Genomic DNA, 26,595 nt, shown 5'->3' with positions numbered 1-26,595 from the left:
CAATTTTCCCAACTGTCTGGAATCATAAAAAACTGAAACGTCATGGCAGACAGACGATGAGCAAAAAGTAAATTGCACGGACATCAGGTCTTTAGCGTGCCCAGTTACAAAACCCCCGAGACAAACAAATGCAGCCTAAAATCTCCAAACAAGTTAACACTCTCCTAAAAAACATCATCAAAGCTAATAGGTTTTGGAAGGAAAATCACATAATCTTAAGAGAGTTTGGCAATTTTCGCAAAATAACTGTCTTGGCGATCGTGTTTACCTTCCTTTCAGCGACTTTTGAGGGTGTTAGTGTCGGATTTTTACTTTCCTTTCTACAAAGTCTAACCGATCCAACTGCTTCACCTAAAACCGGAATTAGCTGGTTGGATGTTTGGATAACAGCTCATGCCTCAACAGTCAATCCGCTATACGTAATATCTCTGCTGATCTTACTCAGTACTTGGACTCGTTCGGGCTTCAGCTATTTAGCATCAATTTATACAGAATCTGCCCAACTTAACCTTGCAGACCGTTTGCGAAAGCGGATTTTTGAACAGCTACAGTCTTTGCAACTGGGTTATTTCACTGAAGCTCGTTCTGGCGAAATCATGAACACGATGACGACAGAAATTGAGAGATTCAAGCAAGGATTCAGTGGAGCAGCTTTTGTACTAACTAGGGCATTGGTAGTCGTTGTCTACTTTATCTGTATGTTTTTGATATCGTGGCAATTGTCTATCCTGTCAGTTTTGTTATTTTCTCTTTTGGCAGTAGGCTTGACAACACTCAATGCTAGAGTCAGAGAAAGCAGTTTTGATATTTCTAAAGCTAATGGTAAATTTAACGCGATCGCATTAGAGTTCATTAATGGAATTCGCACCGTTCATGCAAATGGAACTCAAGAATTCGAGAGACAGCGTTTCTACAAATCAAGTAAAGAACTACTGAGCGCCTCGATAAAAGTTGTCGCCAGTTGGACACTCGTAAAACCCATAGCGGAAAGCGTTGCAACGACAGTTCTTATCGGTTTAATTATTATTTCCTTCGTTAAATTTACACTGCCAATCGCTTCGCTGCTAACCTTTTTCTTTGTCCTAGTGAGAGTGGTGCCAAGTTTGCAGGATATTAATGGAACTCTCGCCTATTTAAGTACATTGGGTGGCTCGCTAGAAAATATCAAGGATCTCTTAAGAGAAGATGACAAAACCTACTTTCAAAATGGCAACATTGAGTTTCCTGGATTGCAGCGCTCAATTGACATAGTCTCTGTCGATTTTGGTTACCAACCCAGCAATTTGGTACTTCATAACGTGACTCTCTCTATTGAAAAGGGTAAAATGACGGCACTGGTGGGCGCATCCGGTGCAGGTAAAACAACACTCGTTGATTTAATTCCTCGATTTTACGACCCGACAGAAGGACATATCTTTGTAGATGGTGTAGATTTGCAACAGTTTAACATTAACTCGTTGCGCCAGAGAATGGCAGTCGTCAGCCAACATACCTTTATTTTCAATACTTCAGTTTGGGATAACATTGCTTACGGTACACCCAACGCCACAGAAGCCGAAATTAGAGAAGCAGCCCGACTGGCAAATGCACTTGAGTTTATCGAACAAATGCCCCAAGGTTTTGCAACAGTTTTGGGCGATCGCGGAGCTCGTTTATCGGGCGGACAACAGCAACGTATTGCCATAGCCCGTGCATTATTGCGAGACCCAGATATTTTGATTTTGGACGAAGCAACCAGCGCTCTTGACTCAGTATCGGAAAGACTCATTCAAGAATCTATAGAAAAGCTTGCTGTTGGTCGAACGGTGATTGCGATCGCTCACCGACTCTCAACAATTGCCAAAGCAGACAAAGTCGTCGTTATGGAATCAGGAAGAGTTGTAGAACAAGGAAACTATCAAGACTTGCTACAAAGACGCGGCAAACTTTGGAAATATCATCAAATGCAGCATGAAGTCGGTACAGTCGAGTAAAAAGTTCTGATACAAAATAGCTCCTGAAGAAAGCAGAGCCAGAAGCCCTGCTCTCTTCAGAGCTAACAAACGCTTCATTGACTGTGTGAATTGATGTGTGAATTGAAATAAATAGCTAATTGAGCGCCAAAGCAGATCTACGTATTTGTATTTTATGAAATAGCTATAAACTAATTTTCTCTAAAAAGACAATTTACATTCTATAAATGAAGCAATATAAAAGTTTTCTTGATGAATGTTTAAACCGATTGCAAAAGTCTTTCTTTTTTAATTTAATAATATCACAATGAATAATTATACATGAATAGTTTTACTGGATTCAAAATGAAAGTTTCTATTATTATTGCAAATTACAACTATGCTAAATATCTACCTACTGCGGTTGAGTCAGTCATAGATCAAACGTATACAAACACGGAAATTATCATCGTAGATGATGGTTCTAAAGACAACAGCCCAGAGGTTATTCTACAGCTTGCCCAAAAGCATCCAGGTAAAATCAAAGCAATTTTTCAAGAAAACCAGGGACAGGGAGCTGCTTTCAACACGGGATTTGAGGCAACAAGTGGAGACATTGTTGCTTTTTTAGATGCTGATGATATTTGGAAACCTAACAAATTAGAGCAAGTTGTAAAAGCTTTCAATCACTCAGATGTTGTTGGTGTAATGCACCTGCTAGATAATGTCGATAGCGAAGGAAAACTTATCCCCAATTCTTCTGTTGTAGGAAGGGTTATGGATGACGATTTAGCAAAAGTCATTGTAGCAACAGGTAACGCTTGGTGTTTTCCGCCAACCTCCGGGCTAGCTTACCGACGCAGCGCTCTAACAAAAATTTTTCCTATAGATAGTGTGAAGTGGCGACTGTGTGTTGATGGTTGTCTTATTTATTGCACGGCATTTTTAGGAAAAATTAAGACGCTGAATGAAGTTTTAGGAAGCTATCGCCTCCATGGCAACAATAACTTCATTCAAGCAAAAGTAGAATTAAGTATGGATGGACAAACTGGAATCAGAATGACCAACCAGTACATCAACACCTTTCTGGAACAAATCGGTCATCAAGCTAGAGTCGATCTATCGCGCAACCTTCAGTACCGACGTACCAAATATTACATAAATAGTAAATGGAATTGTAAAGAAGCTTTGGCTATTTCCAATTTAATACTGGGCTGGCCATTTTACAATTTCTTAGATAGACTTTACTACCTTGCTAGGTTTTGGTTAAAAAATTCACAACTCCTTTATAAAAGGATAGCCTATGCAAAATCTTAACAAGACTTTTGTAGGGCTCTAATCAATTCTACGCTTCCAAGAAACCCGGTTGTGGAAAAGCTCGGGTTTCTAAAGCCCACTCAAAGAATTAATTGAACATTTCCATCAAATTCAATAAATCTAATCTATGACAAGGGATTGTAATATTATTTACATAGTTTTTTCATAGAAATGTGTTACTTACTATTATTAGTTGAAAATTTCTTAAAACCTTCCCGTTAAAGCAAAAATACGTAGTAATGAGAATATGAATGGCAGTAGAAAATCCCCAGAACCCTTAGTTAGTATTATTACACCTACTTATAACCGTCCCGACTATCTAAAGGCGGCATTAAGTAGTGCGGTTAAACAAACGTACCGCAATATAGAAATTATTGTTTCTGACAATTGCAGTCCGGAAAACCCCCAACCCATTGTGGAGTCTTTTAATGATGATAGAATTCGCTTCTACCGCAACTCAACAAACTTGGGGATGTTTGCCAACACCATGAACGCTTTTAAAAAAGCAAGGGGTAAATATGTGGCAAGTTTGCTTGACGACGATATGTGGGAAGAGAACTTTTTAGAAAAGCTCGTACCACCTTTGGAAGCTCATCCCAATTTAGCTCTTGCTTTTTGCGATCATTACATGATGGATGCCAATGGAGAAATAGATAGTGCCCTTACCGAGCATTGTTCCGAGCTATTTAAGCGAGCTTATTTATCTGAAGGAATCTTTCAACCTTTCCACAAGCTTGGCTTAATAGATAGGGCCGTCTCTACAGCGACAGCCGCCTTGATTCGTCGAGACGTTGTGGACTGGAAAAGTATTCCATCAGAAGTTGGTGGTTCGTGGGATTTATACGTGAATTACCTGTGTTGTCGCAATGGTTTGGGAGCGTATTATTGCCCTGAAAAATTAACTCGTTACAGAGTTCACGAACAAACAGACACAATGATGAGCGGTAGTCGAAATTCTCAAGCAAAAATCCGAAAAGCTCAAGCCGATCTTTTCTGCTATGAGAAGTTTATCGAAGATGAAAGACTCAAGGAATTTAGACCATATTTTCTACAACAATGGGGATACGTAAGTACTACTTTGGGAATTGGTTTGATGCGCTCCAAACAAATTAAAGAAGCGCGTCCTTACTTCTGGCGTTCTTTGCGTCAAAGTCTTAGCTTCCGAACAATGGTTGCACTTCTATTAAGTTTTGGACCCCCCAAAATAGCAGCTAAGTTTTAACTGAGAATTGAGTAAATTTAAGACTTGCCAGGGATTTTCTACATTATAAAAACTGACATAACACCAATCAACAGCGAAAGATGATGAGAGTAACCGGTTGTATTACCACGAGGAATCGTACCGAACGTTTGGAAGCATGTTTGGAAGCACTGTGGAACTCTGATGTTAAACCCCACACAGTGATTGTTTCTGATGACTCTCCAAGTAAAGAAGTACAGGAACAAAATTATCAGATCGTTCAGAAATATCCAGGAACAAAATACATTATAGGTCCTCGCCGTGGAGTCTGTGCTAACCGCAATAATGCAGTTAATGCAATCTCCTCCTCTGAAACTGATTTTGTTGCCTTTATTGATGATGATATTTGTGTTAAACCCGACTTTATTGGTCGTGCCCTAGATAGATATTCTCAACTATCTCCAGAACAAAAAGACCGTACCATTCTTTCAGGGATCAGTCGCAGCCCAGATGGTACTTACGAAATGGTTTCGGGAAAGTTATCTTTCCGGGGATACTTCTGTCAAGCCGATGTTCCTGAATCTGTCGCTATTCACGCCACCCTGTTTCCTCGAAGATTTTTTGACCAAGAACAGTGGGACGAAAATATTTTCTTTGGCTATGAAGACGCAGAGCTTTGTTTGAGAGCTTTAAAACAAGGCTACAAAATTCAACACTGTCCCGAACTGTTAGTAACTCACGCAGCCAGTGATGGTTGTACAAGTAGTTTGCACGAACCAGGAGTGGGTAGCTTGACAAGATATGAAATCTCAATAGAAGCAGCCAGACTATACGTCGGTATAAAACGTTATAAAGATTTATCTCCCAATCCAATTAAATTAATAGCGTTTCTCATCTTATACTTTGTTCATATGACGCTCTATTTGATAAAGCGGGGAGGAATTCAAGCTTGGCCTCAAATTGTTCGTTTATCCCGCATTCAGAAATTGTGGCGTCCATCTGTCGTGTAGACAGTCAATCTCAGATTATGGCGTAAATTATACAGGAACTTAAATGTGAAACTCTGCATCGTTACCCACAGCGTTATTAAAGGTGATGGACAGGGTCGGGTGAATTACGAGGTTACCCAAGAAGCAATTCGTCGCGGTCATCATGTTACCTTGTTATCAAGTCAACTAGCTCCAGAATTACAACAAAACGACCAAATTCACTGGGTTCCAATTCCGGTTGAAGGATGGCCTTCTGAATTGCTTCGCAACTTAATTTTTGCTTTTTCCAGCACAACTTGGTTGCGTAAGCACCGCTCTCAATTAGATGCAGTCAAAGCTAATGGTGCGATTACTTGGGCTAAGAGCGATCTTAACGCCGTCCATTTCGTACACAGTTCTTGGCTAAAATTCTCCTCCAAACAGGCAAAGTCAAAGTCAGTAAAAACTGGATTCCATCCACGCCAAGTTATTTACGATCTATACCAGTGGTTTTACACGGCTTTAAATGCTAGGTGGGAAAAGAAGTCTTTTCGTCAAACACAAATTGTGGTAGCAGTTTCTGATAAGGTCGCTAAAGATTTGTTAGAAATTGGTGTACCCCCAGAGTCCATTGAGATTGTTGTCAATGGTGTGGATTTGCAAGAGTTTTCTCCTGGTGTTAGCGATCGCCAAAAATGGGGTCTTCCGGAAGCCGTACCCCTTGCTTTATTTGCAGGTGATATCAGAATTCCTCGAAAAAACTTAGACACGGTACTGCACGCGCTTGTGAAAGTACCGAATTTGCATTTAGCAGTTGCAGGCGTTACAGAAGGTAGCCCCTATCCCCAGCTAGCAGCAACACTGGGGCTAAATGACCGAGTCCACTTTTTGGGATTGCGCCGTGACTTACCAGAAATCATGAAAGCAGTCGATTTCTTTGTTTTCCCCTCCCGATACGAACCCTTTGGCTTGGTTGTGATTGAAGCTATGGCAACAGGCGTACCTGTCATCACTGCTACTTCCACAGGTGCAGCAGATTTGGTCACACCAGAAGCGGGGATCGTTTTACCAGACTCAGACAACGTTGAAGCTTTGGCTGCTGCAATGTCAAACCTGACAAACAACCCACAGGTGAGAACTCAAATGGGTCAAGTCTCGCGAACAATAGCAGAACAACACAGTTGGAGCAAAATGGCCCAAACCTATATGGATTTGTTAGAAGATTTGAGTGGTAGGGTTTAGGGACAAGAGGGATAAGGAAGAATTGCTCATCTCCAATCCCTAACCCTAACCTTCTTCCATCACTTTCTCTCCTAGAAAATTTGAACCGCTCTCTTCAAGTAAGTCCGCCTGCGCGGGCTTAATTTGTATAGTCGCGACTTCCAATCGCCTCAATTATTCTCTCGCGCTTAGTGACACAAACAGCGCTAACCTCTCACCTTTATCTGTTTTTCATCCCGACATTCGTAATTTCCTTAACTTTATATATAGACTTTGTAGTGTTTTTAACGTATAATAGAACGAATAATTTGAAAAAATAAATGGGCATTAAGCGCTACGAAAACTCTATTTGATATTTAAACGGTACAGCAAATTTCAACTTGGTGAAGTACAGAAATATCCATCCGTGCATATCAGGTTCCCTCTCCAATGCTTGAGGGAGAGGTGTACTCCATTTAGACGCAAAGCGCTGTACCTAGGTAGAGCTAAAGCTCACCAAAACCTAAGTATCTACTGTTCTTAAGGACGCCAGTCCTCCATCTCGTCATAAATTCAAGTAGCGCACCTCAAACAAAAGTTAAGTCTGTTTACTCTCTGTTAAGAAAAAATGTAAAGAATCCCAACATTTTTCTGTTTTTGCATAAAACTTTTCCGTACATCCGATTAAGTAACGGAGAAAGGTTCCACAGCCTTTTCCCTCAAAAGCTCTTTAGCTTTGTCTAAAGGAGTTTTATTTTGGTACAAATAACTTTTTGGCATTCTGATAACAAACTTCACCTTTAGGTTTAGCAATATCTATACCAAAACGTCTTAATTGTACAAAATTTAACAACTGAATTCGGATTGCTGTCTCAATCAAAGCTAACACTTATTACTCTAACGTGAGTTCGATGAAGTCACAACAGACCTCCTTGCAGCAGAGGGGGATCAAAAGCGCAATAAGCACTCTTTCGGCTTGCGCCAAGGGCGATAAGCGCTCTTTCAGTTTGCGCTAAGAGCGCTCGCGCTCGTTGCTCCTCCGTCATTCTTACTGTTAGGACAGACACTGTCAGAAGCTGTAGAACTCCCGTTAACCCAGTAGATCCATAACTATAACTAGTGACTGCTCATTCAAAGGAGCCATCATCATATGCAGGAATTGCCATCAGTCGCCATCTGTATTCCCACTTATAATCAGGCTCAATACCTCATTCATTCAGTATCAAGTGCTTGCAGCCAAACATATCCCAATATAGAAGTTTGGGTTTCAGACAATGCCAGTACCGATGAAACCCCTGAACTCATGAAACAATTGTGCCAGCAGTTTCCTCAATTGCGGTATTACCGTCATTCAGAAAATATGGGTATGACTCCCAATTGTAACTGGGTTTTAAGCCAACCGGATACAGAATTTTTGATTCGCCTGGACTCAGACGATAATATGTCTCCAAGCTATGTGGAAACTTTAGTAGCTCTGATGCAAAAGTATCCAGAAGCAGGTTGGGGTCATGTAGCCACATTGGAAATCGATCAATTTGGCAATTACTGTTCCGAACGACGAGTCATCAGAAAGCATGAATTTCAAAGTGGAGAAGAGGCACTCAAAGCTTCCGTTTCTGGATTGCGAACTGCTTCCAGCATTTTCATGTTTAAAGCCAAAGCTTTACGAGAAGTAGGGTTTTATGGTGATGGACAACTCAAGTATAGCGAAGACTACGATCTAGCAGTCAGAATGTCCGATGCGGGTTATGGGAATGTATACTCTGACGCCTTATTGGCTGAGTATCGTGTATGGAAAGATACTGCAGGTGTGCGAGTCAAGAGAAAAGGCGATCAGTTGCGGGCTTATCTGTGGATATACAACCGATCGTTAATGTCTGCTTTTGAAAGACGCGGTTGGAATACGAAGGTCATTGATAAATATCGGCGCAAAATGGCTCTTATTCATTCAGCCGCTTGTTTTTCTCCCATTTTTTCCAAAACAGAACGGGCAGAATTGATCGATTTGTTAAAAGAATTGGGAGATTCACCTGCCTTGCGGATTCGTCTTTTTGCACTTTCCTTAGGTTTGGGTCCGTTCTTTGAATGGCAGCATCATACAGAATTAAGGTTAAAAGGCATAGTTAAGAGTTGGTTAACTAAAATTAAGACGATAAATCAAATAAAAGCAGCATAATCAAAACACGCTAAAGTCATCCTGAAAATAAAATCTACAAACGAAAAAAAAGTAGGTTGCAGATCCTCTTCGGAATTAAGCATAATAAGACTGTTTTATAGTAAGGATGGGAGTCTTTGCTTTGCGAGTCAAATCAGGCTCTTATCCTTAACTACAAATTGCTCTGTCTTATATGCTCTGACTTAAGATGACTTCAATGGCAGATTTTCCCTCCGTTGCTATTTGTATTCCCACATACAATCAAGCTCAATATTTAATTCAGTCCGTGCGTAGTGCTTGCAGTCAAACATATCCAAATGTCGAAGTTTGGGTTGCTGACGATGGTAGCACTGACGAAACTCCTCAAGTTATGGAACAGCTCTGCCTGCAGTTTTCCCAGGTTCACTATTACCGCCAACCAAAAAATCTGGGAATTGCTGGCAATAACACTTGGTTAATGAGCCAGCCAAAAACTGACTTCATCGTGCGCTTGGACTCAGATGATGTCATATTTCCCAATTATGTTGAAAAATTAGTTGCGCTACTACAAAAGTATCCACAAGCAGGTTACGCTCATACGGCTATTCAAGAAATTGACGAGTATGGAAATAACCGTTCCACGAGCCGAGTTTCTAGAAATCACGAGTTTCAAGATGCAGATGAAGCCCTTATGGCAGCAGTGTCTGGCTATAGAGTAGCAGCCAATATCGTCATGTTTAGAGCAAATGCATTAAGGGAACTTAGGTACTATGAAAACCGTCCTGAATTCGTGGAAGATTACGATCTATCCGTAAGAATAGCAGATGCTGGCTATGGTAATGTCTATTCAGATGATGTACTGGCTTGCTATCGAGTATGGACTGACGTTAAAAAAACAAGATCCAAACGCAAGCATTTGCAATTAAAGGGATACGTTCGGATTTTCAACGAAAGTTTCTTACCCGCTTTTCAACGTCGGGGTTGGGATACAAAAGTACTAGACAAGCAGAGACGCAAGATGGCACTTTTGCACTCTGCTTATTGTTTTTTGCCTATTTTTGATAGAAAGGAACGAGCAGAACTGGTCACTCTTCTAAAACAATTGGGAGATTCACCATCGTTGCGGCTGCGTCTTTTCGCCCTATCTTTTGGACTGGCTCCTTTCTTTGAATGGCAGCTCCATACAGAGCTTAAGTTAAAAGGCATAGTAAAAGATTGGTTAAGCAAGCTTAAAGCTCGTTCAACACTCAACACAGTAAGTTAAGTTATCTGTTAGCAGTTACTAGCGATCGCTAGTAACTGCCCGGTACTGGTTACTGTTAACACATCAGTATAAACTGACTCAATCATTTAAGCAGCAACTCATGATTACCATCACTGCCATTGTTCCGACTTACCGTCGCCCAAAAGACCTCAGTCGTTGTTTGGAAGCACTCAAAAGACAAAACCGTCTGGCAGATGAAGTGCTAGTGGTGGTGCGCGACACAGACACCGACAGTTGGGCATTTATTAAAGAATACAACCCCGAACCTTTAAAATTAAGAACTGTAACAGTTACAGTACCGGGAGTCGTAGCCGCCCTGAACGCTGCTCTAAAAGAAGCAAAAGGAGATATCGTTACAGTTACCGATGATGATGCAGCACCTCACAGCGATTGGTTGGAACGGATGGAAAAATACTATCTGTCAGACCATCTCGTTGGCGGCGTGGGTGGAAGAGATTGGGTGTACTGGCAAAACAAATTGCTCGATGATGGTACAAGTGAAGTTGTAGGTATCGTTCAATGGTGGGGACGAGCAATCGGCAAACACCACATTGGCGTAGGGAAAGCCCGCGAAGTCGATCTTCTCAAAGGTGTGAACATGAGTTTTCGCCGACAGGCGATCGCTTCCATTGGTTTTGACGAACGCATGAGAGGTACGGGTGCTCAAGTTCATTTTGAAATGTCACTATGCTTGGCAGTGAAACGAGCGGGTTGGAAAATTATTTACGATCCAGAAATTGCAGTCGATCACTTCCCCGCACAACGTTTTGACGAGGACAAGCGGGACAGACTTAATGAAACTGCAGTGATCAATTCAGTACACAATGAAACCGTAGTATTATTGGAACATTTACCCTTAATTAGACGCATAGCATTTATATTGTGGGCTATGTTAATAGGAACCCAAGAAGCTTTAGGTTTAATACAATTGCTGCGATTTTTACCGAGTGAAGGAAGCTTTGCTAGGCAAAAGTGGTTGGCATCAGTTCGGGGACGCTGGCAAGGCTGGCTAACTTGGCAAGCTACCCAAAACCAAGCATCAACTAAGACATTATTAACAGTAACCAGTGAGTAAATAATTCGTAATTCGTAGTTTGTGATTAATAAATTCTTGGTTACAAATTACGAATTTCCGCACAGCAGCTTGACGACCTACCTAAAAACTATTTAGATACTTTCACCTTGGAGTGGCGCAGTGTTTCAAAGGCAGCCGATCTCAAATCCATACCCTGTAGCAAATAATATTCCACAAGCACCACCCCTGTACGCTTGGATAGCCATTGGAGCGCTAATACTTTTTACGGCTGCGGGTATTGCAGTGCGTGCTGCCAGTATTATGCGTCCGGGATACATAGTCATATCTTTCGCTGTTGCTCTTCTCCTGTATTTTCGATATCCTGCCCTCTACGTTGGGTTCACTTTATGGATGTGGTTTATCACGCCCTTCGTTTCTCGCTTAATTGATTATTACAGTGGCAGCTTTGATGAGTCTAGATTGATACTAGTCTCCCAATATTTGGTGAGCTTCATCACCATGTATTCCTTCAAGGACTTACCCAAATTTGCCCGACAGGGAGGGTTACCATTTATTCTTGCCTTCCTAGGCGTAGTTTATGGTTATCTTATAGGATTAATTAAAACTTCACCAGTCACCGCAACCCGTTCCCTTTTGGATTGGCTGGTTCCTATCTCCTTCGCCTTTTATTTCATTGCCAACTGGCGAAATTATCCTGAGTACCGCAAAAGCATACAAAGTGCCTTCTTGTGGGGCGTGTTGGTCGCAGGAGTTTATGGAGTCATACAATACCTAATTGCACCAGAGTGGGATAGATTTTGGCTACTCGGTACAAAAATTACTAGTTTTGGAGATCCAGAACCATTAAAAATCCGGCTTTGGAGTACGATGGCATCCCCAGGTCCTTTTGCCGTCATGATGATGGCAGGGTTGTTACTTTTATTTAATTGCACTGGGCCAATCGTTATTCCGACCGCAGCCTTTGGCTACCTCTCCTTCCTACTAGCATTGGTACGGACTTTATGGGGATGCTGGTTAGTCGGGCTGCTCAGTATGATTACTGCTATCAAGCCAAAACTACAAATGCGTCTTATGGTAACGATTTTGGTAATGACACTTTGTGTTGTTCCCTTAACCACTATGGAACCATTCGCCGACGCAATCAATTCTCGTTTGCAAACATTAACAGAGCTTGATAAAGACGATAGTGCAAATGTCCGAAAAAAGATCTATGAAGATGGTCTTAACAGGGCTATAACAAACTATCTGGGCAATGGTATCGGAAATACGTTTATTGTTGACAAAGACGGCAAACTACTACCACTTGTTATTGATAGCGGAATTCTAGAAACATTTTTTACCATAGGCTGGTTTGGAGCGATCCTTTACCTAGGGTCAATGATCCTGCTTTTTCTCAAGGTATTTCAATATACTGAGTATCGTTTTGATGCTTTTATGGCAGCAGCCCGTGCTGTCGCCCTTGGTTGTTTTGTAGCGCTACCTGGAGGTAGTGCAATGCTAGCCTTTTCTGGGATGTTGCTGTGGGGCTTTGTTGCCATTGTTATGGCTGGTCATAAGTATTATCAACACCAACAACAAGCGAATAATTTTCAACAAGCATACCTTCAGTACTACCAAAACATAAACCCAGATATCAATAACTTTCCTCAGGGTTAAATGGTTGGTAGGGACGCAGGACCACCGCGCCCCTACTAACCCTAACCTGAGTTGGATCGATCTCTTATAAATGCGCGAGAATTGGTATAACCACTAGCCACTTACAGCTGACCAAACATTATGGTTTGTCGTTAGTTCCCCATATACTGCCATAGTCTCTTCATGAACGCGCAACACGCTTAATCTTTCCAAGTTTTGTTGCGCTTTGTATTTCCATGTCTGCAGTAGATCGGGAGAACTGAGCAATTGCTTTAAAGCAGATGCTAAAGCACCACTGTCAGCTGGTGGAACTAATATCCCCGCTTGACCATCATCTAATGCTTCGGGTATTCCGTCTACACGTGTAGCGACGATCGCGCAACCGGCTTCACGGGCTTCTGGAATGACAAGTGGAGATGGGTCTCGGTGAGAAGCCAACACAAAAATATCACAACCTAACATATAGGGTTGTGGTTCTGCTTGAAAGCCCTCAAAATGGATTCTGTCTTTAAAAGGGCTGTTCTTGGCTTGCTCTTCAAAGATAGGACGGTCGGGACCATTGCCTACTAAGTAGAGATGGGCATCTGGAAAATCACAAGCAATTTGAGCAAAAGCATCAATTAACTCAAAAATCCCTTTGCGCTGATACATTCCTGCAACAGTTGCAATTGCTGGTTTATGCAGTTGCATTGGTAAGTACTCTTGAAGCCTTCGACCACGGACACTTCCCAGAGTCCCATTAGACACAACCCTCAGTTTCTGTCGGGCAATACCGCGCTGTGCCATTGACTCAGAAACGGCATGGCTGACTGCAATGACGCGGTCTGCAAAACCCATGAGTGTTGAACTGCGCTGAAATTCATTGTGTACTGTAGAGACTAAACCATAGCTAGATGAAGCCTTTAACAATCTTGCCAGTACAACCCCAGTCATCATATGGGTATGGACAATATCCGGCTCAAACGCTTTAACAATTTCTCGGTAACGCAAAGCTGCATTCAGAAGATTGATGAGCGTTCTTGTTTGATCCAATTTGAAGTGTTTGACACCATAACTTGCGAGCAGTGTCTCGTACTCTCCACCTACAGAAGCAACACCTACTTCATGACCATTTTTAGCTTGCAAGCAAGCTAAATCTACCGCCACATTGACAATTCCATTACCGATTTCTTGGACGTGGTTTAAAATGTGCAGAACACGCATTGAATTCGGCTCTTCCTTAAAACATATAACATCAATCAAAAGAAGTTAGGTTTCTCCGGATAGATTTGCCAAATTTTGCGTATGAAAAAAAAACTTCAAAGAATCTTTTAAGAATCCTAATATTTTTTAATAAGAAGAAAACGTCCGGGGCAGAGAGCGGGTGGTAGGGGTTTGGTAGAGCAGAAAACCTACCTACACTACTAAAAGTTTTTTATAAATGATACAGGATTCCTAATACAGTATGACTAAACAAGAGGCGCTATAAGAAATTATTCAAAACCCTGTTTTCCAAACTTTTGAGCTTTCTACCTCGGGCTTTTCTTACTTCTACCTTCATTGTAAATTCGCTACAAAACCACTGAAGTTTTACAAGGCTCGTGTCCAGTTTTACAAGGCTCCTTTAATAATTCTTGGTAAATAGCTAGAGTTTCTTCATTAACCCGTACACTGCTAAATCGTTCTAAATTTTGTCGGGCGACAGATTGCCACTTACGCAGTTCAGTAGAATCGCTCAATAGTTTTGTTATAGCGTCTGCTAAAGCATGACTATCTTTAGGTGGTATTAAAATACCTGCTTGTCGATTGTCTAATGTTTCAGGAATACCATCTACATCACTAGCCACGATCGCACATCCCGCTTCCCGTGCTTCTGTCAAAACCAAGCCAAAGGACTCGTTGTATGAAGCTAGGACAAAAATATCAGACGCCAGCATATACTTTTGAGGCTCTGTCTGAAAACCTTCAAAGTGAATGCGATTTGTCAATTTTGTCCCTTTCACCTTTTCCTCAAACATCTTGCGGTCGGGACCATCTCCCACCAGATAAAGATGGGCATTGGGAAATTTATCGGCAATTTCTACAAAAGCATCAATTAACTCACCAATTCCCTTGCGTTGATACATCCCTGCAACAGTCGTAATTGCGGGACGGTGTAGGGGTAGGGGCTGGTATTCCTTGATGCTCCGATGGCGGGGGCTACCTAATGTTCCATTGGCAACAACGCTCAATTTGCTCTGTGGTATACCCCGTCGTTCCATTGATTTAGCAACTGCATGACTGACAGCAATGACGCGGTCAGCCAATCCCATAAATATTGCACTCCGCTGAAACTCATTGTGTACTGTAGAAACCAAGCGGTATGATGAGTTTCTTAAAACAGAAGCCAATACAACCCCCGTCATCATATGGGCGTGGACGATATCCGGTTGAAACTTTTGCACAATGTCTAAATAATTCCACGCTGCTTTTAAAAGCTTGATGGGCGTTCTTGATTGGTCTAGATGAAAATGGGTAATGCCATAACTGTGTAGGAGCGTTTCAAATTCTCCTCCTGCAGATGCGACCGCCACATCATGACCTAACTTTGCTTGCTGACAGGCAAGATCTACCGCCACATTAACGATCCCGTTCCCAATTTTCTCTACGTGATTTGTAAGATGTAGTATACGCATTTATATTATCTCCACAGCGGTCGCTGACTATGTTTATTTAGTTGTATGTGTGTGTGTAATTAGTATATACAAAGGCAACCGGCTCTCTAAGTGAATCCTCATAAAACATTTACCTACTGGATGACTTTGAAAAAGATTTCATAATGACTTGAGAACCGCTTTACAAATCCACCTGGTAAACCTCCTAGCTGCGAGCAGTAAGAGGCAATTGCTTGACTTTTTTTATTTTGAACAGAAGTAATTGAAAGGCGGCGTGCATTTGCCATATCCTGCAATTTCAGCATGAGAAAAATAGGAGCTCGCCAAAATATCCAAATAGGATACTGCAATAGATCTACTTTGACACCTGCGTTGCCTATGGCTTCCTTTACTAGTGTATAGGTAGCTTCATGATCTTTATGACAGTCTTTTCTATGAGGAACATAAATTTCCTCTGGATTGTAAAGCTTTATCAGTTGAACTATTTGCTCAATTGTCTCATTTCGTTGTTCGGGTTGTAAGTCTGGTAAAGCTCCATCAGGTTTATCTAAAAAGTGAATCCTTGATGCTTCTACTCCTAAAATATCTAAAGCTTTTAAGGCTTCCTGCTTGCGAATTTGAACAATTTCGCGCCCTAAGGGTGAATCGGAACTCTGTCCACCCTGTCCATCTGTCAAAAAGACCACTGCAACAGGTATTCCACGTTCCCTTTTCCAAGCGATCGTACCACCGCAGCCAAAGGTTTCATCATCTTGGTGGGGTGAAAACACCAAAGCAGATTTTTCGCTAAAGGTTTCCGGTTGACTGCCACGACGTAAAAGCCACCAAAAAATTAGGCTAGAATGAACATCTTGTATCGGGTAAAGCCAAGTGTTTGGCACTTGTTTTTGTATTCGTTTCAGAATTTCTTTTATACTCATGTATTTTCGGAACCTACGAAGATTTAAAAAACACACTTTCAGTATTATCCTTTAATTTGTGCTTTTTATTATTCAAAATATGTTCACTTTTGACTAAAAAAATATAAATTTATTGTAATCTCTGTTATCTACGCAACAATTTGTACTTTTACTAAGATATTGGACAGTGTGAACTGAAAAATTAATTGACAAGTACTATTCCCCAGGTTTTAAGGGGTGTTTTTCACAAAAAAGCGGGTCACTTCAGAGTAACCCGCTTTTTATGGTGCTTGCATTTTTCTACACTGGCAAATTAGAAAATTTCGTTTACCCTCCCATTTGGTACATAATGACTTTTCCTTTGTGATCTTCCTCAACAAACACTAAGTATTGTCCGTTGGAACGGCGGAAAGCCCGGACTCCATAAGGGATATCCACCCAACCACTTTCACTCCCAACTTCAGGACCGGGTTGTAATGTTTTAACAAGCACCCCCGTTTTCGCGTTGTAAACGTAGACTTCTGCCTTTTTGACGCTGACGGCAAAAACATAATCCTTTGCAACATCGACTGCTGAAGGAGTTAGCACTTCAGGAGGGGCAGTTTTATCGACTGGAAAAACAATCCGCCAACGAGGTTTGGTATTACCCTTACTCCAATTATCAAAGCGGGCAATTTCCGATCCCACTAATTTTGCATAATCACCATTAATGGCAGGGTTTTCTTTGGTATAACCCGTTAAATACATAGTGTCCGTTTCGGGAAAATACTCTATTCGGCGTAAATCGGTAAAGAAGCTGGGAGTCTTCTGCTTTTCCATGGACTTATAAGTATAGACGGGGTTGCCCTTGTTATCTATTCCCTGTAAAGGATAATGCCGAATGCCAACACCATCCTGCGTTCGCAGAGTTTTCCACACATCACCTTTGCTATCTACCCACCATCCGCCAATATACGGATGATCTAGGCTGTTATCGTATTCACCAGTATCAAAGGCTCCATTACCATTTTTATCCCGCCAGATCCATTCGCCTGATTTTGGTTGATTGGGTGGCCAAGTTCCTTGAATGGCCTGTTTACCTTCGTAAGTGCCAACAAACATGGACGATGGAATAGCAATTTCCCCATCTGTGTCTTTCTGAAAACGATAGATTTGAAGAAAGACACCGTACATATCCGTGAGGAACAAATACGGCTTGCCCTTGATACGGCGGAAGAAGGGGGCGTCGGGTGCGGTATTCAAACGCGGATCTTGAGGATACTTAAAGGAATTGATGGTGAAACCTTTATAAGTCCACTGTTTCCCTGGAGGTTTGCTGTAATCCATGACGAAGTGTTCGTCTTTTGTGTAAACATCTACAGCGTCTGTGGCGGGATCTCCATCAGCATTATCTATAAATGACAAACCCATTAACCGCCATTGTAGTTTTCCGGATGGAGAAAATTGTTTTAATTGTGCGCCGGAACGTTTAAAACCATCAGTAGCAACGTAAAGATTACCTTTGGCATCTGCACCGACTCCAGCAATACCACCAAACTTTAAATCCCCTACAGCACCGGGAACACCTGCATAAATCCCACCTTTTGTACCTAATGTTCCTACTTGTACTGGCTTGGCTCCCGTTATGTTGTAGATCAGTACTTGTTGGCGAGGTCCATTATCCGCTATCAATAGCTTGCCTTGATTATCAGCTGCGATCGCACTCGGCTTGGCAACATCTGCGATGCTACTTGGCAATTGCTTTCCTTGTTTTGAATAATGGAGAATCTTACCAGAAGCAGCGCTTTCTTCCTTTGGAAGAATCCAGAGACTGCCTTTGCTATCAACAGCGAGCGGACCTGGGTTGGAAACAGAAAAACTGCGGAGTTCCTTCATTGTGTTTGTATCGTAGACTCGAATTTTGTTCCCTCCCGAGTCGCTTACATACAACTCCGAACCCGCGTTTGCCAATCCCGTAACTTGGCTTTTGGTGCTGACGATCGCCATACTTTTATCCCAGCCACGACCACCTGAAAACGGAGCGGTTTTTCCGGTCGTCTTGTTGTAGCGTCTTACACAGTACCAAGTTGTTCCCTTGGGTGGGTAATCCTCTCCCGGACTCCCACTCAGACGCTGGGACATAGCGACGTAAAGGTAATTTTTATCAGCCGTGACAGCAACTCCACCAAGTCTTTCCCATCCGTGTAAATCATCAGCTAAACCAATGACATCACCATTTTTATATATTCCTACTTCTCGACCAGCTTCATCCCAGTGACTGTTAGTATAAACTGTACCATCAGCAGCAACGTACATTCCACTGATTTGAATTTGCACCCACTTTTTTGCTCCACCAAACGAATTTGCTATCCAAGACGTTGTGTAAGCATTGGCAGCAGGTGTAATTTTGGGAACAAAGTATGTTGTTATAAAAGTGGCTGCGATCGCACCAACAATTAGAGCTAGTGCAAACCTATAGTACTTCCTCTGTAGAAAGTGCTTGCGTTGAGATAAACTTTGTTTGTAACGGTTAAACATATATATTTTGGTTCAATATTATTAGTCAATATCGCTACACACTTACATCTGTATAGTTTCTCTACAGCTAAATTGTCTACCTGCTGTTCGCCTTCATATACTGAGTATCCCTTTTATACATGATTAAAATTTAACCCCTTACTATTTCGTCTTATTTTTCTACAATAAAAACTCCCCTTCTTGAAACCATCAATTGAACCCATAAGTCTTATTAATTTGCCATACCTCACATTAAAAATTATCCTAGTTATACTGAGAGTAGAATTTCCATCATTAATATTTACCAAAACTTTATCAAAAAAACATATTTTTTAAATAGATTTTAATTCATTGCCTGAAGTTTATCCTACATTATTATTTATTAGGTCATTTTAAATACTCAAATAATTTTATGGGATGTAAAAATTCAATGATTTTATTTAATCTATTGGACAATTACGGGGAAGTATTAAATAATACTCAAACTATTTTTTGCCCAACTAGATAAAAAAATTAATTCAAAGATGGCTTATGTTATATAGCAGTCCTAACTGAGTTACAAACACCTCTTCCTTGTCTCCCTTGTCCCTCTTGTTCAGATCTTAAATAGGATTGCTATAAATTAACAGCCATTAAAATTTGTATTGTAAGATTTACAAACTTTATGCAATTGATTCAAAATATTTTTGTATAAACAAGAACAACTCAGTCAAAGCTAATTTGCACATTTTATCAAATAAAATTAAACTATCCTGAAGATAGATGATAAGCAGTAAAATCTCCCGGCAGAATGACATAAAATTTTCTGATTCTGTACGGAAATGAAGAATAAATTTACTGTCAGCATCAACGAAGTATGCTGAATTCCAGACAAAGGCGAAAAAATAAAGATAAGTAGACACTCGCACAACCAGTACTTGGAGAAAGGTAAGTGGAAGGTAACAAAAGAAATGCTGCTTCAACATCTGCGTCTATTCTCTGTGTAGGAGTAGGCTGGTTTCCCAAAACACCAGGCGGACTCGAACGATATATCTACGACCTCACTCATGAGCTAGCAGCAAATCAAGACCAAGTTGAATTATGCGGAGTTGGTCTACCAGAAAACGAACCAAATTCGCCAGTAAAATTGACTAACTTGGCATCTCCAGAAATGCCAATCTGGAAGCGATTTTTGTCGATTCGCAATACATTTAAGAAAACAAGATGTGCTAAACCAGACGCCATTAATTTACATTTCGCGCTATACAGCGTTCCAATTCTGGATCTCCTGCCAAAAGAAGTACCGATTACCTTTAACTTTCACGGTCCTTGGGCATACGAAAGTAAAGAAGAAGTCACCGAGCAAAATCTAAGTGTTTTTCTAAAAGCGTATTTTGTAGAACAAAGAACCTACAATCACTGCGATCGCTTTATTGTTCTCAGTAAAGCATTTGGCAATATTTTACACCAACAGTATAAAATTCCATGGCATAAAATTCACATCATTCCCGGTGGGGTTGATGTTGCGCGTTTCCAACCAAATCTATCAAAACAAGAGGCTCGTAATAAATTGGGGTGGCCTGTAGATCGTCCAATTCTATTCACATCTCGCCGCCTGGTAAATCGAGTAGGACTGGATAAATTATTACTAGCTCTAGCAGAAATTCAGCCAAGAATTCCAGATGTTTGGTTGGCAATAGCAGGTCGCGGTCCGCTTCAAGAGACCCTACAACGACAAGCTGATGAATTAGGTCTTCACGATCGCGTCCGATTTCTTGGTTACTTACCCGATCCAGACTTACCAGTAGCATACCAAGCTGCCGATTTCAGCGTAATGCCAAGTCAGTCTTTTGAAGGTTTTGGACTAGCCGTTGTAGAGTCTTTAGCTTGTGGAACACCAGTAGTTGTGACCCCTATTGGAGGAATGCCCGAAATTATAGAACCATTTTCACCAGACTTAATTACAAGTTCTCCAGAAACTTCAGCTATTGCAGAAAAATTAGAACACGCCCTTTTAGGAAAAGTGCAAGCGCCTTCACGAGAAGCTTGTCGCCAGTATGCCGTTGCCAATTTCGACTGGCATAAAATAGCCCTAGATGTCCGCAGTGTGTTGCTTGCTTGATGAGCTAGATCCCCTTAGATCCTTACTTCTTATCGTTCCCAGCCCCTACCTGGGAATGGAGCCTCCGCCTTGCGTAGCAGTATCGAGCAGAGGCAGAACCTGGGAACGAGGTGAGGGGCTAATAACTTTTTGACCATTAGCTAATAGCTATTAGCTATTAGCAATCCAATTTTTTGACAAATGATTTAGGATTGCTATAGCAGCTATCAAAAACCCTACAATCAAATTTATTCAAATATTCTACACTTAATATGAAAATTCTCTTCCTCGACCAAAGTGGCAAACCGGGCGGAGCAGAACTATGCTTGATAGACATTGCTAAACCCTATAAAGATAAATCTTTGGTAGGGTTATTTGCTGATGGTTCTTTTAGAAATTTACTAGAAAAAAATCAAATTCCCGTCGAAGTTCTGACAACCCAACAAATACAAGTCCGTAAAGAAAGTAGCTTGGTACAAGGATTGGGTAGCTTGAGCCAACTCATACCCTTAATTACTAAAGTTGTACAGAGAGCAAGGCAATTTGATGTCATCTACGCCAACACGCAAAAAGCATTAGTGGTTGGTGCATTAGCCAGTTTTTTCAGCCAACGCCCCCTTGTCTATCACTTACATGATATTCTTTCACCAGAGCATTTTAGTCAAATAAACCGTCGCATTGCCGTTACTCTAGCCAATCGTTTTGCTTCATTAGTCATTGCCAATTCTGAAGCAAGTAAAGCTGCTTTTATAGAAGCAGGGGGAAATGCAAAAATAACAAAAGTTGTCTACAATGGTTTTGACCCAGCAAGCTTTAAAGTTCAAGAATCCGAGATTCAGCAACTCAAACAAGAACTAGAACTTGATGGTCAATTTATTGTCGGACATTTTAGCCGTCTTGCACCTTGGAAAGGACAGCATATATTAATAGAAGCACTGGCAAAATGTCCCCAACAAGTGACAGTTATTTTAGTGGGTGATGCTTTGTTTGGCGAACAAGAATACGTCCAGAATTTGCACCAAAAAGTGAAAACACTAGGACTGGAGAACAGAGTAAAATTTTTAGGATTTCGTTCGGAAATTCCCCTATTAATGACAGCTTGCAATGTTGTTGCTCACACCTCAACTGCTGCAGAACCTTTTGGGAGAGTTATTGTAGAAGCTATGCTTTGTGGAAAACCGGTCATTGCAGCAAAAGCTGGAGGTGCGATTGAGTTAGTAGAACACGGTATCAATGGTTTTTTAGTAACGCCAGGAGATACTCAAGAACTAGCAAGAGTCATTACGAATTGTTTTCAAGAGAAAGAGAAAACCGTGACTATCGCTAACAATGCCAGAGACACTGCAAGTCAGCGTTTTAATGTCACAGTTATCAATCACCAAATTGCTCAACTTCTTAACACTACCATTAGCCATTAGCCATTAGCTATTAGCCATTAGCCATTAGCTATTAGCCCCTACAATCCAACTAATTCACGAGCTTCAAAATCTGTAAGTTGTTGCGCGATCGCCAGTCTTGTCTCCAATTTTGCTACACTAAATTGATTGCGTAAATATTCTACATGAGCTACGGCATTTGCTTTATCAGACGTCAAACGCATGAAAGTATCTACCGCTTTTTGATATTCTTGATTAACAAGTAACAATTCAAAACGACGTGCTTTGCGTTGAGTATCGTTCTTTAAATCGATATCAAAGGCAGCGTTGCGATCTGCATTACCTTCAAATCGGTTTATCTGGTGCTGTACCGCCATCAACTGAGAGTCAATTTCATTAACTCTTTGAACAGCTTGAGCGATCGCAGCTGGATAATGATTCAGTTGCATCATAAATTAAATATAGTTATCCCTATTAAAATTGTAAGTAGTTCGCAATTCCCAATGCTGGCGGTAATTGCGAATTAAAAATTGCGTATTTTTCTACGCGGCTTCTCGTACTTGAGGCTTGTCATTCACCTCCAAAATATTTAGCGTAAGTTGTTCGGTTTGAGGAACTACAGCTTGTTCCAATACTTGAACTTCAATATTGACACTCACCAGATAACTCCCCGTATCCGAACCAACGACCTCAGCGACTAATTTTGCGATATCTGGGCGTTTTGCTGTCAACGGGTCGCGTAAGATACAGCGATCCCATTCGTGCTTGGCAGTTGGATTGAGGCTGAGAATATAATGCTTAATCATAGGACAAATCGTTGAACCCTTCTCCCTATAACTGTTCTGCACCCGTTTTGCGTTTGACTTTGCTTTAGGACGCTATATCTATTATAGTACATAAGTACTAAAAATGTCTGCTCCCAAACTGCCAGAAACACGTTCAAATTGGGTGGACATTGCCCACCCAACTAAAAACTAACAACTAACCGTTGCTCAATCACCTCTGCCATCAAGGGAAGATTTCGCCAATTGTCCTTCGTTGATCCAAATAGCTTGCTGAGGTACGGGAATAGAAATTCCGGCTTGGTCAAAGGCAATTTTCAGACGGCGGCGATATTCCCGTGCGACATCCCACTGCTTGAGGGGTTGTGTTTTAATCCATACCCGGATAATCAAACCCCTGTCGCCAAAATTATCGACTCCCAAAACCTGAGGGGTTTCGACAATTTGATACTGCCATTTAGGATCTTCGTCCATTTCCAAGGCAACTTTGCCAATCAATTCCAAGGCTCCATCTATATTGGCATCATAAGCTACCGGGATAGTGAGATCGGCCCTCGACCAACGACTTGAACGATTGGCGACTATTTTAATTTCACTGTTAGGAATTGAGATCAGCCGTCCCTCGGCGTCTCGCAATTGAGTCATGCGGAGATTGAGACTTTCTACCAAACCTCCCACATTACCCACATCTATAACGTCGCCAACTGCGTATTGGTCTTCTACAATGATGAGAAAGCCGTTAATTGCGTCTTTAATTAGGTTCTGCGAGGCAAGGGAAATTGCCACACCCACTAAACCAGCACCGGCTAGTAAGGGCAGAATATTTATACCTAATGAAGTAAGTGCTGCTAAGATTCCCGCAACTATCCAAACGATCGTCACAACACCTTTAGTTACGCCAGAGATAGTGGAAATTCTTAACTGCAAGCGTTCGGAAGTTTCAGGAGTCAGCAAAACGCGGCTGTTGACGAGTGCTGAAGTAAAGCGATCGATGAGAGCGTAGCTAAAGCGAGTAGCGACATAAGTGACCAATCCTACAATACCCAATCTTAAAGGGATTTGTAGGGCTGTCAGAATTTCAAGTTGCAGTACTCGCGTGATGGGAAACAGACCCAGGATAAAATAAATTCCACCTCCCCACAGCACTGCTTGAGCCAGTTGAAACAAGCGTCTCCTGACTTCATGCATATCTCGATTTTGCTGCTGTTTGAGTTGGGTGGTAATAGGTTTATCAATGGAAGGAGTGGGAGCAAGCTGTTGTGCCAATCGCTTGCTAGATCGTTTCTGCCATTGGTTTAATCCCAAACTAATAACAAGCACGGTTAAACCCGCACCAGTAGCAATTCCACTTTGACGAATTAAACTTTTTGGGTGTCGTTCCTGTTTTCCTTCCCTCAAATGTTCTTCTAATAATTGAGAGATCCTAGTTGCTGCCTCTTTCGGTTCTACTTGCCGCAGGTTAGCATCCTGCTGGGTAATGGTCATCAAGTATCTGCCGTTAACGCGGATAACGGGGATTTGGTTTTCTGATGTCACCTCTACTTTGAGGTCATCTCTGGGTGATTGGAAATAAGTTTGACTGATTGTTTCCAGATTTTGGTTGATTTGTTCTAATCTTTCTGAAATATTTGCCCTTGGTGCCGCTACCTGGAACAAAGAGCGACCATCCAATGAAACCCAACGCGAAACAACTCTCGTATCTGATTCAGTTGTTTGAGTCGTAGGAGTTTGCCAAACAGGCAAAAAGGGTATTTGCGCTGACGCTGGAGGCATCGCCCCAATCGTTATAACTGCGGAAAAAAGAGCGACTGCCAAAAATTTAAAGCGCACTGTATACACCTCCTCGTGCAGAATAGACTGTCGAGTCATGTTTAGAGGTTAGCCCTAAACCCAATCTGAGTAATTTTACTTGCCTCTCCTCATTTGTAACAAATATTTAACGATCGCCAACATGAAGATTGGACATTGAGCGCCTTACTCATTCCCCCTCATCCCCCTCATCCCCTTTTGCATTTTTAAAAATTTGGAATACTCTAGTAGAGTGCGTAAATGGTTACGCATCTTTTTACTCAAATTGAGGACTATTTAATGACTGCAACTTCTCCCCGATTAAAGCACGAGGTTAAAGACCTCGCCCTAGCTTCCTTGGGAAGACAGCGCATTGAATGGGCTGGACGAGAAATGCCCGTTTTACGGCAGATTCGCGATCGCTTTGCCCAAGAAAAACCTTTCGACGGAATTCGCCTGGTAGCTTGCTGTCATGTCACCACAGAAACAGCTAACTTAGCAATTGCACTCAAAGCTGGTGGTGCGGACGCTGTACTGATTGCTAGCAATCCCCTTTCAACTCAAGATGACGTAGCGGCTTGTCTGGTAGCCGATTATGAAATCCCTGTCTTTGCCATCAAAGGTGAAGATGCAGAAACCTACAACCGCCACGTACAAATTGCTCTAGATCATCGCCCCAACATCATTATCGATGACGGTTGTGATGTCGTCGCTACCTTGGTACAACAACGCCAGCACCAACTTGCTGACATTATCGGTACCACTGAAGAAACAACAACAGGAATTGTCAGACTCCGCGCCATGTTTAGAGATGGCGTACTCTCCTTCCCCGCAGTTAACGTTAACGACGCCGACACAAAGCACTTATTTGACAACCGCTACGGTACGGGGCAATCCACCCTTGATGGTATCATCCGGGCAACAAATATCTTGTTAGCAGGTAAAACCATTGTTGTTGTCGGCTATGGTTGGTGCGGTAAAGGAACAGCGTTACGCGCAAGAGGGCTTGGCGCTAACGTGATCGTGACAGAAATTGACCCCATCAAAGCGATCGAAGCTGTAATGGATGGTTTCCGAGTGATGCCAATTGCAGAAGCCGCACCCCTGGGCGATTTGTTTGTCACCGTGACAGGTAACAAGCACGTCATTCGTGGCGAGCATTTCGATGTTATGAAAGACGGTGCGATTATTTGTAACTCCGGTCACTTTGACATCGAACTCGATCTTGTCGCCTTAGGTGCTAAAGCAAAAGACGTGAAGACAGTACGCCCCTTCACCCAAGAATATCTTCTTAACAACGGTAAATCAATCGTTGTTTTGGGAGAAGGACGCTTGATTAACTTGGCTGCTGCAGAAGGTCACCCCAGTGCGGTGATGGATATGAGCTTTGCAAACCAAGCTCTAGCTTGCGAGTACTTAGTGAAGAATAAAGGTAGTTTAGAACCCGGTATTCACTCCGTACCAACTGAAGCAGACCAAGAAATTGCTCGTTTGAAACTGCAAGCAATGGGCATTCAGATTGACAGCCTAACCGCAGACCAAATTGAGTACATCAACTCTTGGACTTCTGGAACTTAATGACAGAATTTTAAATAATAGATTTTGAATTGAGAAAGCTTTGATTTAAGCTCAACTTTACCAAAATCTATTATCTAGTGTTGGGTGGGCACTGCCCACCAACATACGGTGAGCAATGTCCAGCCTATAAAAAGCATTATTGAGAAATCAGTAAACACAGAGAAACTCAATTTCTTTGATAATATCTAAAGTATTAATTATTGTTTTCATTTGACTAAACTAAAAACAGACTTCAACATTTAGATTACACAATGTGGATTGAACGGGGAAACCCCTTTTAATACAACACAGTAATAGC

At 41.6% G+C, this 26,595-nt stretch carries 19 protein-coding genes; 12 read left to right on the top strand and 7 right to left on the bottom strand.

The features are described from left to right. Positions 1 to 128 precede the first annotated feature (128 nt). The 9 genes from hepA to HC643_RS02745 all read left to right on the top strand — a co-directional run bounded on the left by hepA (position 129) and on the right by HC643_RS02745 (position 12,686). Positions 129 to 1,973 carry a heterocyst formation ABC transporter subunit HepA gene (gene hepA / locus HC643_RS02785; protein ID WP_038076359.1) on the top strand — a complete coding sequence of 615 codons (1,845 nt, stop codon included), beginning with the start codon at positions 129 to 131 and terminating at the stop codon, positions 1,971 to 1,973. A gap of 324 nt (positions 1,974 to 2,297) precedes the next feature. Then, a complete protein-coding gene (locus HC643_RS02780) occupies positions 2,298 to 3,248 on the top strand; it encodes a glycosyltransferase family 2 protein (RefSeq protein WP_038076409.1) in 951 nt (316 codons plus the stop codon). A gap of 247 nt (positions 3,249 to 3,495) precedes the next feature. Next, positions 3,496 to 4,470 carry a glycosyltransferase family 2 protein gene (locus tag HC643_RS02775; protein ID WP_038076361.1) on the top strand — a complete coding sequence of 325 codons (975 nt, stop codon included), beginning with the start codon at positions 3,496 to 3,498 and terminating at the stop codon, positions 4,468 to 4,470. An 83-nt stretch (positions 4,471 to 4,553) separates the two neighbouring features. Beyond that, a complete protein-coding gene (locus HC643_RS02770) occupies positions 4,554 to 5,438 on the top strand; it encodes a glycosyltransferase family 2 protein (RefSeq protein WP_038076363.1) in 885 nt (294 codons plus the stop codon). A gap of 45 nt (positions 5,439 to 5,483) precedes the next feature. Next, on the top strand, positions 5,484 to 6,638 hold the full coding sequence (locus HC643_RS02765) for a glycosyltransferase family 4 protein (protein ID WP_038076364.1): 1,155 nt from the start codon (positions 5,484 to 5,486) through the stop codon (positions 6,636 to 6,638). Between the two features lie 1,108 nt (positions 6,639 to 7,746). Further along, positions 7,747 to 8,772, top strand: a complete 1,026-nt coding sequence (locus tag HC643_RS02760) for a glycosyltransferase family 2 protein (protein ID WP_038076365.1) — start codon at positions 7,747 to 7,749, stop codon at positions 8,770 to 8,772. A 187-nt stretch (positions 8,773 to 8,959) separates the two neighbouring features. Beyond that, positions 8,960 to 9,994 carry a glycosyltransferase family 2 protein gene (locus tag HC643_RS02755; RefSeq protein ID WP_167844610.1) on the top strand — a complete coding sequence of 345 codons (1,035 nt, stop codon included), beginning with the start codon at positions 8,960 to 8,962 and terminating at the stop codon, positions 9,992 to 9,994. 100 nt (positions 9,995 to 10,094) lie between these two features. Continuing rightward, the gene (locus HC643_RS02750; RefSeq protein ID WP_038076368.1) at positions 10,095 to 11,069 is read left to right on the top strand and encodes a glycosyltransferase family 2 protein; all 975 of its coding nucleotides are present in this window, start codon (positions 10,095 to 10,097) and stop codon (positions 11,067 to 11,069) included. A gap of 120 nt (positions 11,070 to 11,189) precedes the next feature. Next, entirely contained in the window at positions 11,190 to 12,686 is a 1,497-nt protein-coding gene (locus tag HC643_RS02745; protein WP_038076370.1) for a glucose-6-phosphate isomerase, read from the top strand. A gap of 93 nt (positions 12,687 to 12,779) precedes the next feature. Here the strand turns inward: HC643_RS02745 and HC643_RS02740 are convergent, their stop codons facing one another. From HC643_RS02740 to HC643_RS02725, 4 genes are all read right to left on the bottom strand, one after another. After that, complete coding sequence (locus HC643_RS02740) at positions 12,780 to 13,868, bottom strand: glycosyltransferase family 4 protein (protein WP_038076413.1); 1,089 nt, start codon at positions 13,866 to 13,868, stop codon at positions 12,780 to 12,782. Between the two features lie 347 nt (positions 13,869 to 14,215). Beyond that, positions 14,216 to 15,319 carry a glycosyltransferase family 4 protein gene (locus tag HC643_RS02735; protein ID WP_038076373.1) on the bottom strand — a complete coding sequence of 368 codons (1,104 nt, stop codon included), beginning with the start codon at positions 15,317 to 15,319 and terminating at the stop codon, positions 14,216 to 14,218. A 113-nt stretch (positions 15,320 to 15,432) separates the two neighbouring features. Next, complete coding sequence (locus HC643_RS02730) at positions 15,433 to 16,218, bottom strand: PIG-L deacetylase family protein (protein ID WP_038076375.1); 786 nt, start codon at positions 16,216 to 16,218, stop codon at positions 15,433 to 15,435. A gap of 306 nt (positions 16,219 to 16,524) precedes the next feature. Further along, a complete protein-coding gene (locus tag HC643_RS02725; RefSeq protein WP_038076378.1) occupies positions 16,525 to 18,714 on the bottom strand; it encodes an NHL repeat-containing protein in 2,190 nt (729 codons plus the stop codon). A gap of 910 nt (positions 18,715 to 19,624) precedes the next feature. On the opposite strand from HC643_RS02725, the gene HC643_RS02720 reads away from it, so the two are divergent. Continuing rightward, the gene (locus HC643_RS02720; RefSeq protein WP_038076380.1) at positions 19,625 to 20,794 is read left to right on the top strand and encodes a glycosyltransferase family 4 protein; all 1,170 of its coding nucleotides are present in this window, start codon (positions 19,625 to 19,627) and stop codon (positions 20,792 to 20,794) included. A 251-nt stretch (positions 20,795 to 21,045) separates the two neighbouring features. Further along, complete coding sequence (locus HC643_RS02715) at positions 21,046 to 22,191, top strand: glycosyltransferase family 4 protein (RefSeq protein ID WP_038076384.1); 1,146 nt, start codon at positions 21,046 to 21,048, stop codon at positions 22,189 to 22,191. A 38-nt stretch (positions 22,192 to 22,229) separates the two neighbouring features. Here HC643_RS02715 and HC643_RS02710 read toward each other — a convergent pair whose 3' ends face one another. The 3 genes from HC643_RS02710 to HC643_RS02700 form a co-directional block, all read right to left on the bottom strand. After that, entirely contained in the window at positions 22,230 to 22,601 is a 372-nt protein-coding gene (locus HC643_RS02710; protein ID WP_038076387.1) for a hypothetical protein, read from the bottom strand. Positions 22,602 to 22,691: 90 nt separating this feature from the next. Then, on the bottom strand, positions 22,692 to 22,955 hold the full coding sequence (locus tag HC643_RS02705) for a hypothetical protein (protein ID WP_038076389.1): 264 nt from the start codon (positions 22,953 to 22,955) through the stop codon (positions 22,692 to 22,694). A 186-nt stretch (positions 22,956 to 23,141) separates the two neighbouring features. Beyond that, entirely contained in the window at positions 23,142 to 24,704 is a 1,563-nt protein-coding gene (locus HC643_RS02700) for a mechanosensitive ion channel family protein (protein ID WP_050046139.1), read from the bottom strand. A 315-nt stretch (positions 24,705 to 25,019) separates the two neighbouring features. Here HC643_RS02700 and ahcY point away from each other — a divergent pair, with 315 nt between their 5' ends. Then, complete coding sequence (gene ahcY, locus HC643_RS02695) at positions 25,020 to 26,297, top strand: adenosylhomocysteinase (protein ID WP_038076417.1); 1,278 nt, start codon at positions 25,020 to 25,022, stop codon at positions 26,295 to 26,297. Positions 26,298 to 26,595 lie beyond the last annotated feature (298 nt).

The organism is Tolypothrix bouteillei VB521301 (assembly GCF_000760695.4).
Taxonomy (GTDB): domain Bacteria; phylum Cyanobacteriota; class Cyanobacteriia; order Cyanobacteriales; family Nostocaceae; genus Scytonema; species Scytonema bouteillei_A.
The sequence above is the reverse complement of the archived record's forward strand: the minus strand, read 5'-3'. Positions and strand labels throughout refer to the sequence as shown.

Bases quoted from the DNA above. Each gene is read 5' to 3' on its own strand.
- hepA (WP_038076359.1), top strand. From the start codon at position 129: ATGCAGCCTAAAATCTCCAAACAAGTTAACACTCTCCTAAAAAACATC.
- HC643_RS02780 (WP_038076409.1), top strand. From the start codon at position 2,298: ATGAAAGTTTCTATTATTATTGCAAATTACAACTATGCTAAATATCTA.
- HC643_RS02775 (WP_038076361.1), top strand. From the start codon at position 3,496: ATGAATGGCAGTAGAAAATCCCCAGAACCCTTAGTTAGTATTATTACA.
- HC643_RS02770 (WP_038076363.1), top strand. From the start codon at position 4,554: ATGAGAGTAACCGGTTGTATTACCACGAGGAATCGTACCGAACGTTTG.
- HC643_RS02760 (WP_038076365.1), top strand. From the start codon at position 7,747: ATGCAGGAATTGCCATCAGTCGCCATCTGTATTCCCACTTATAATCAG.
- HC643_RS02755 (WP_167844610.1), top strand. From the start codon at position 8,960: ATGACTTCAATGGCAGATTTTCCCTCCGTTGCTATTTGTATTCCCACA.
- HC643_RS02750 (WP_038076368.1), top strand. From the start codon at position 10,095: ATGATTACCATCACTGCCATTGTTCCGACTTACCGTCGCCCAAAAGAC.
- HC643_RS02740 (WP_038076413.1), bottom strand. From the start codon at position 13,868: ATGCGTGTTCTGCACATTTTAAACCACGTCCAAGAAATCGGTAATGGA.
- HC643_RS02735 (WP_038076373.1), bottom strand. From the start codon at position 15,319: ATGCGTATACTACATCTTACAAATCACGTAGAGAAAATTGGGAACGGG.
- HC643_RS02730 (WP_038076375.1), bottom strand. From the start codon at position 16,218: ATGAGTATAAAAGAAATTCTGAAACGAATACAAAAACAAGTGCCAAAC.
- HC643_RS02725 (WP_038076378.1), bottom strand. From the start codon at position 18,714: ATGTTTAACCGTTACAAACAAAGTTTATCTCAACGCAAGCACTTTCTA.
- HC643_RS02715 (WP_038076384.1), top strand. From the start codon at position 21,046: ATGAAAATTCTCTTCCTCGACCAAAGTGGCAAACCGGGCGGAGCAGAA.
- HC643_RS02710 (WP_038076387.1), bottom strand. From the start codon at position 22,601: ATGATGCAACTGAATCATTATCCAGCTGCGATCGCTCAAGCTGTTCAA.
- HC643_RS02705 (WP_038076389.1), bottom strand. From the start codon at position 22,955: ATGATTAAGCATTATATTCTCAGCCTCAATCCAACTGCCAAGCACGAA.
- HC643_RS02700 (WP_050046139.1), bottom strand. From the start codon at position 24,704: ATGCCTCCAGCGTCAGCGCAAATACCCTTTTTGCCTGTTTGGCAAACT.
- ahcY (WP_038076417.1), top strand. From the start codon at position 25,020: ATGACTGCAACTTCTCCCCGATTAAAGCACGAGGTTAAAGACCTCGCC.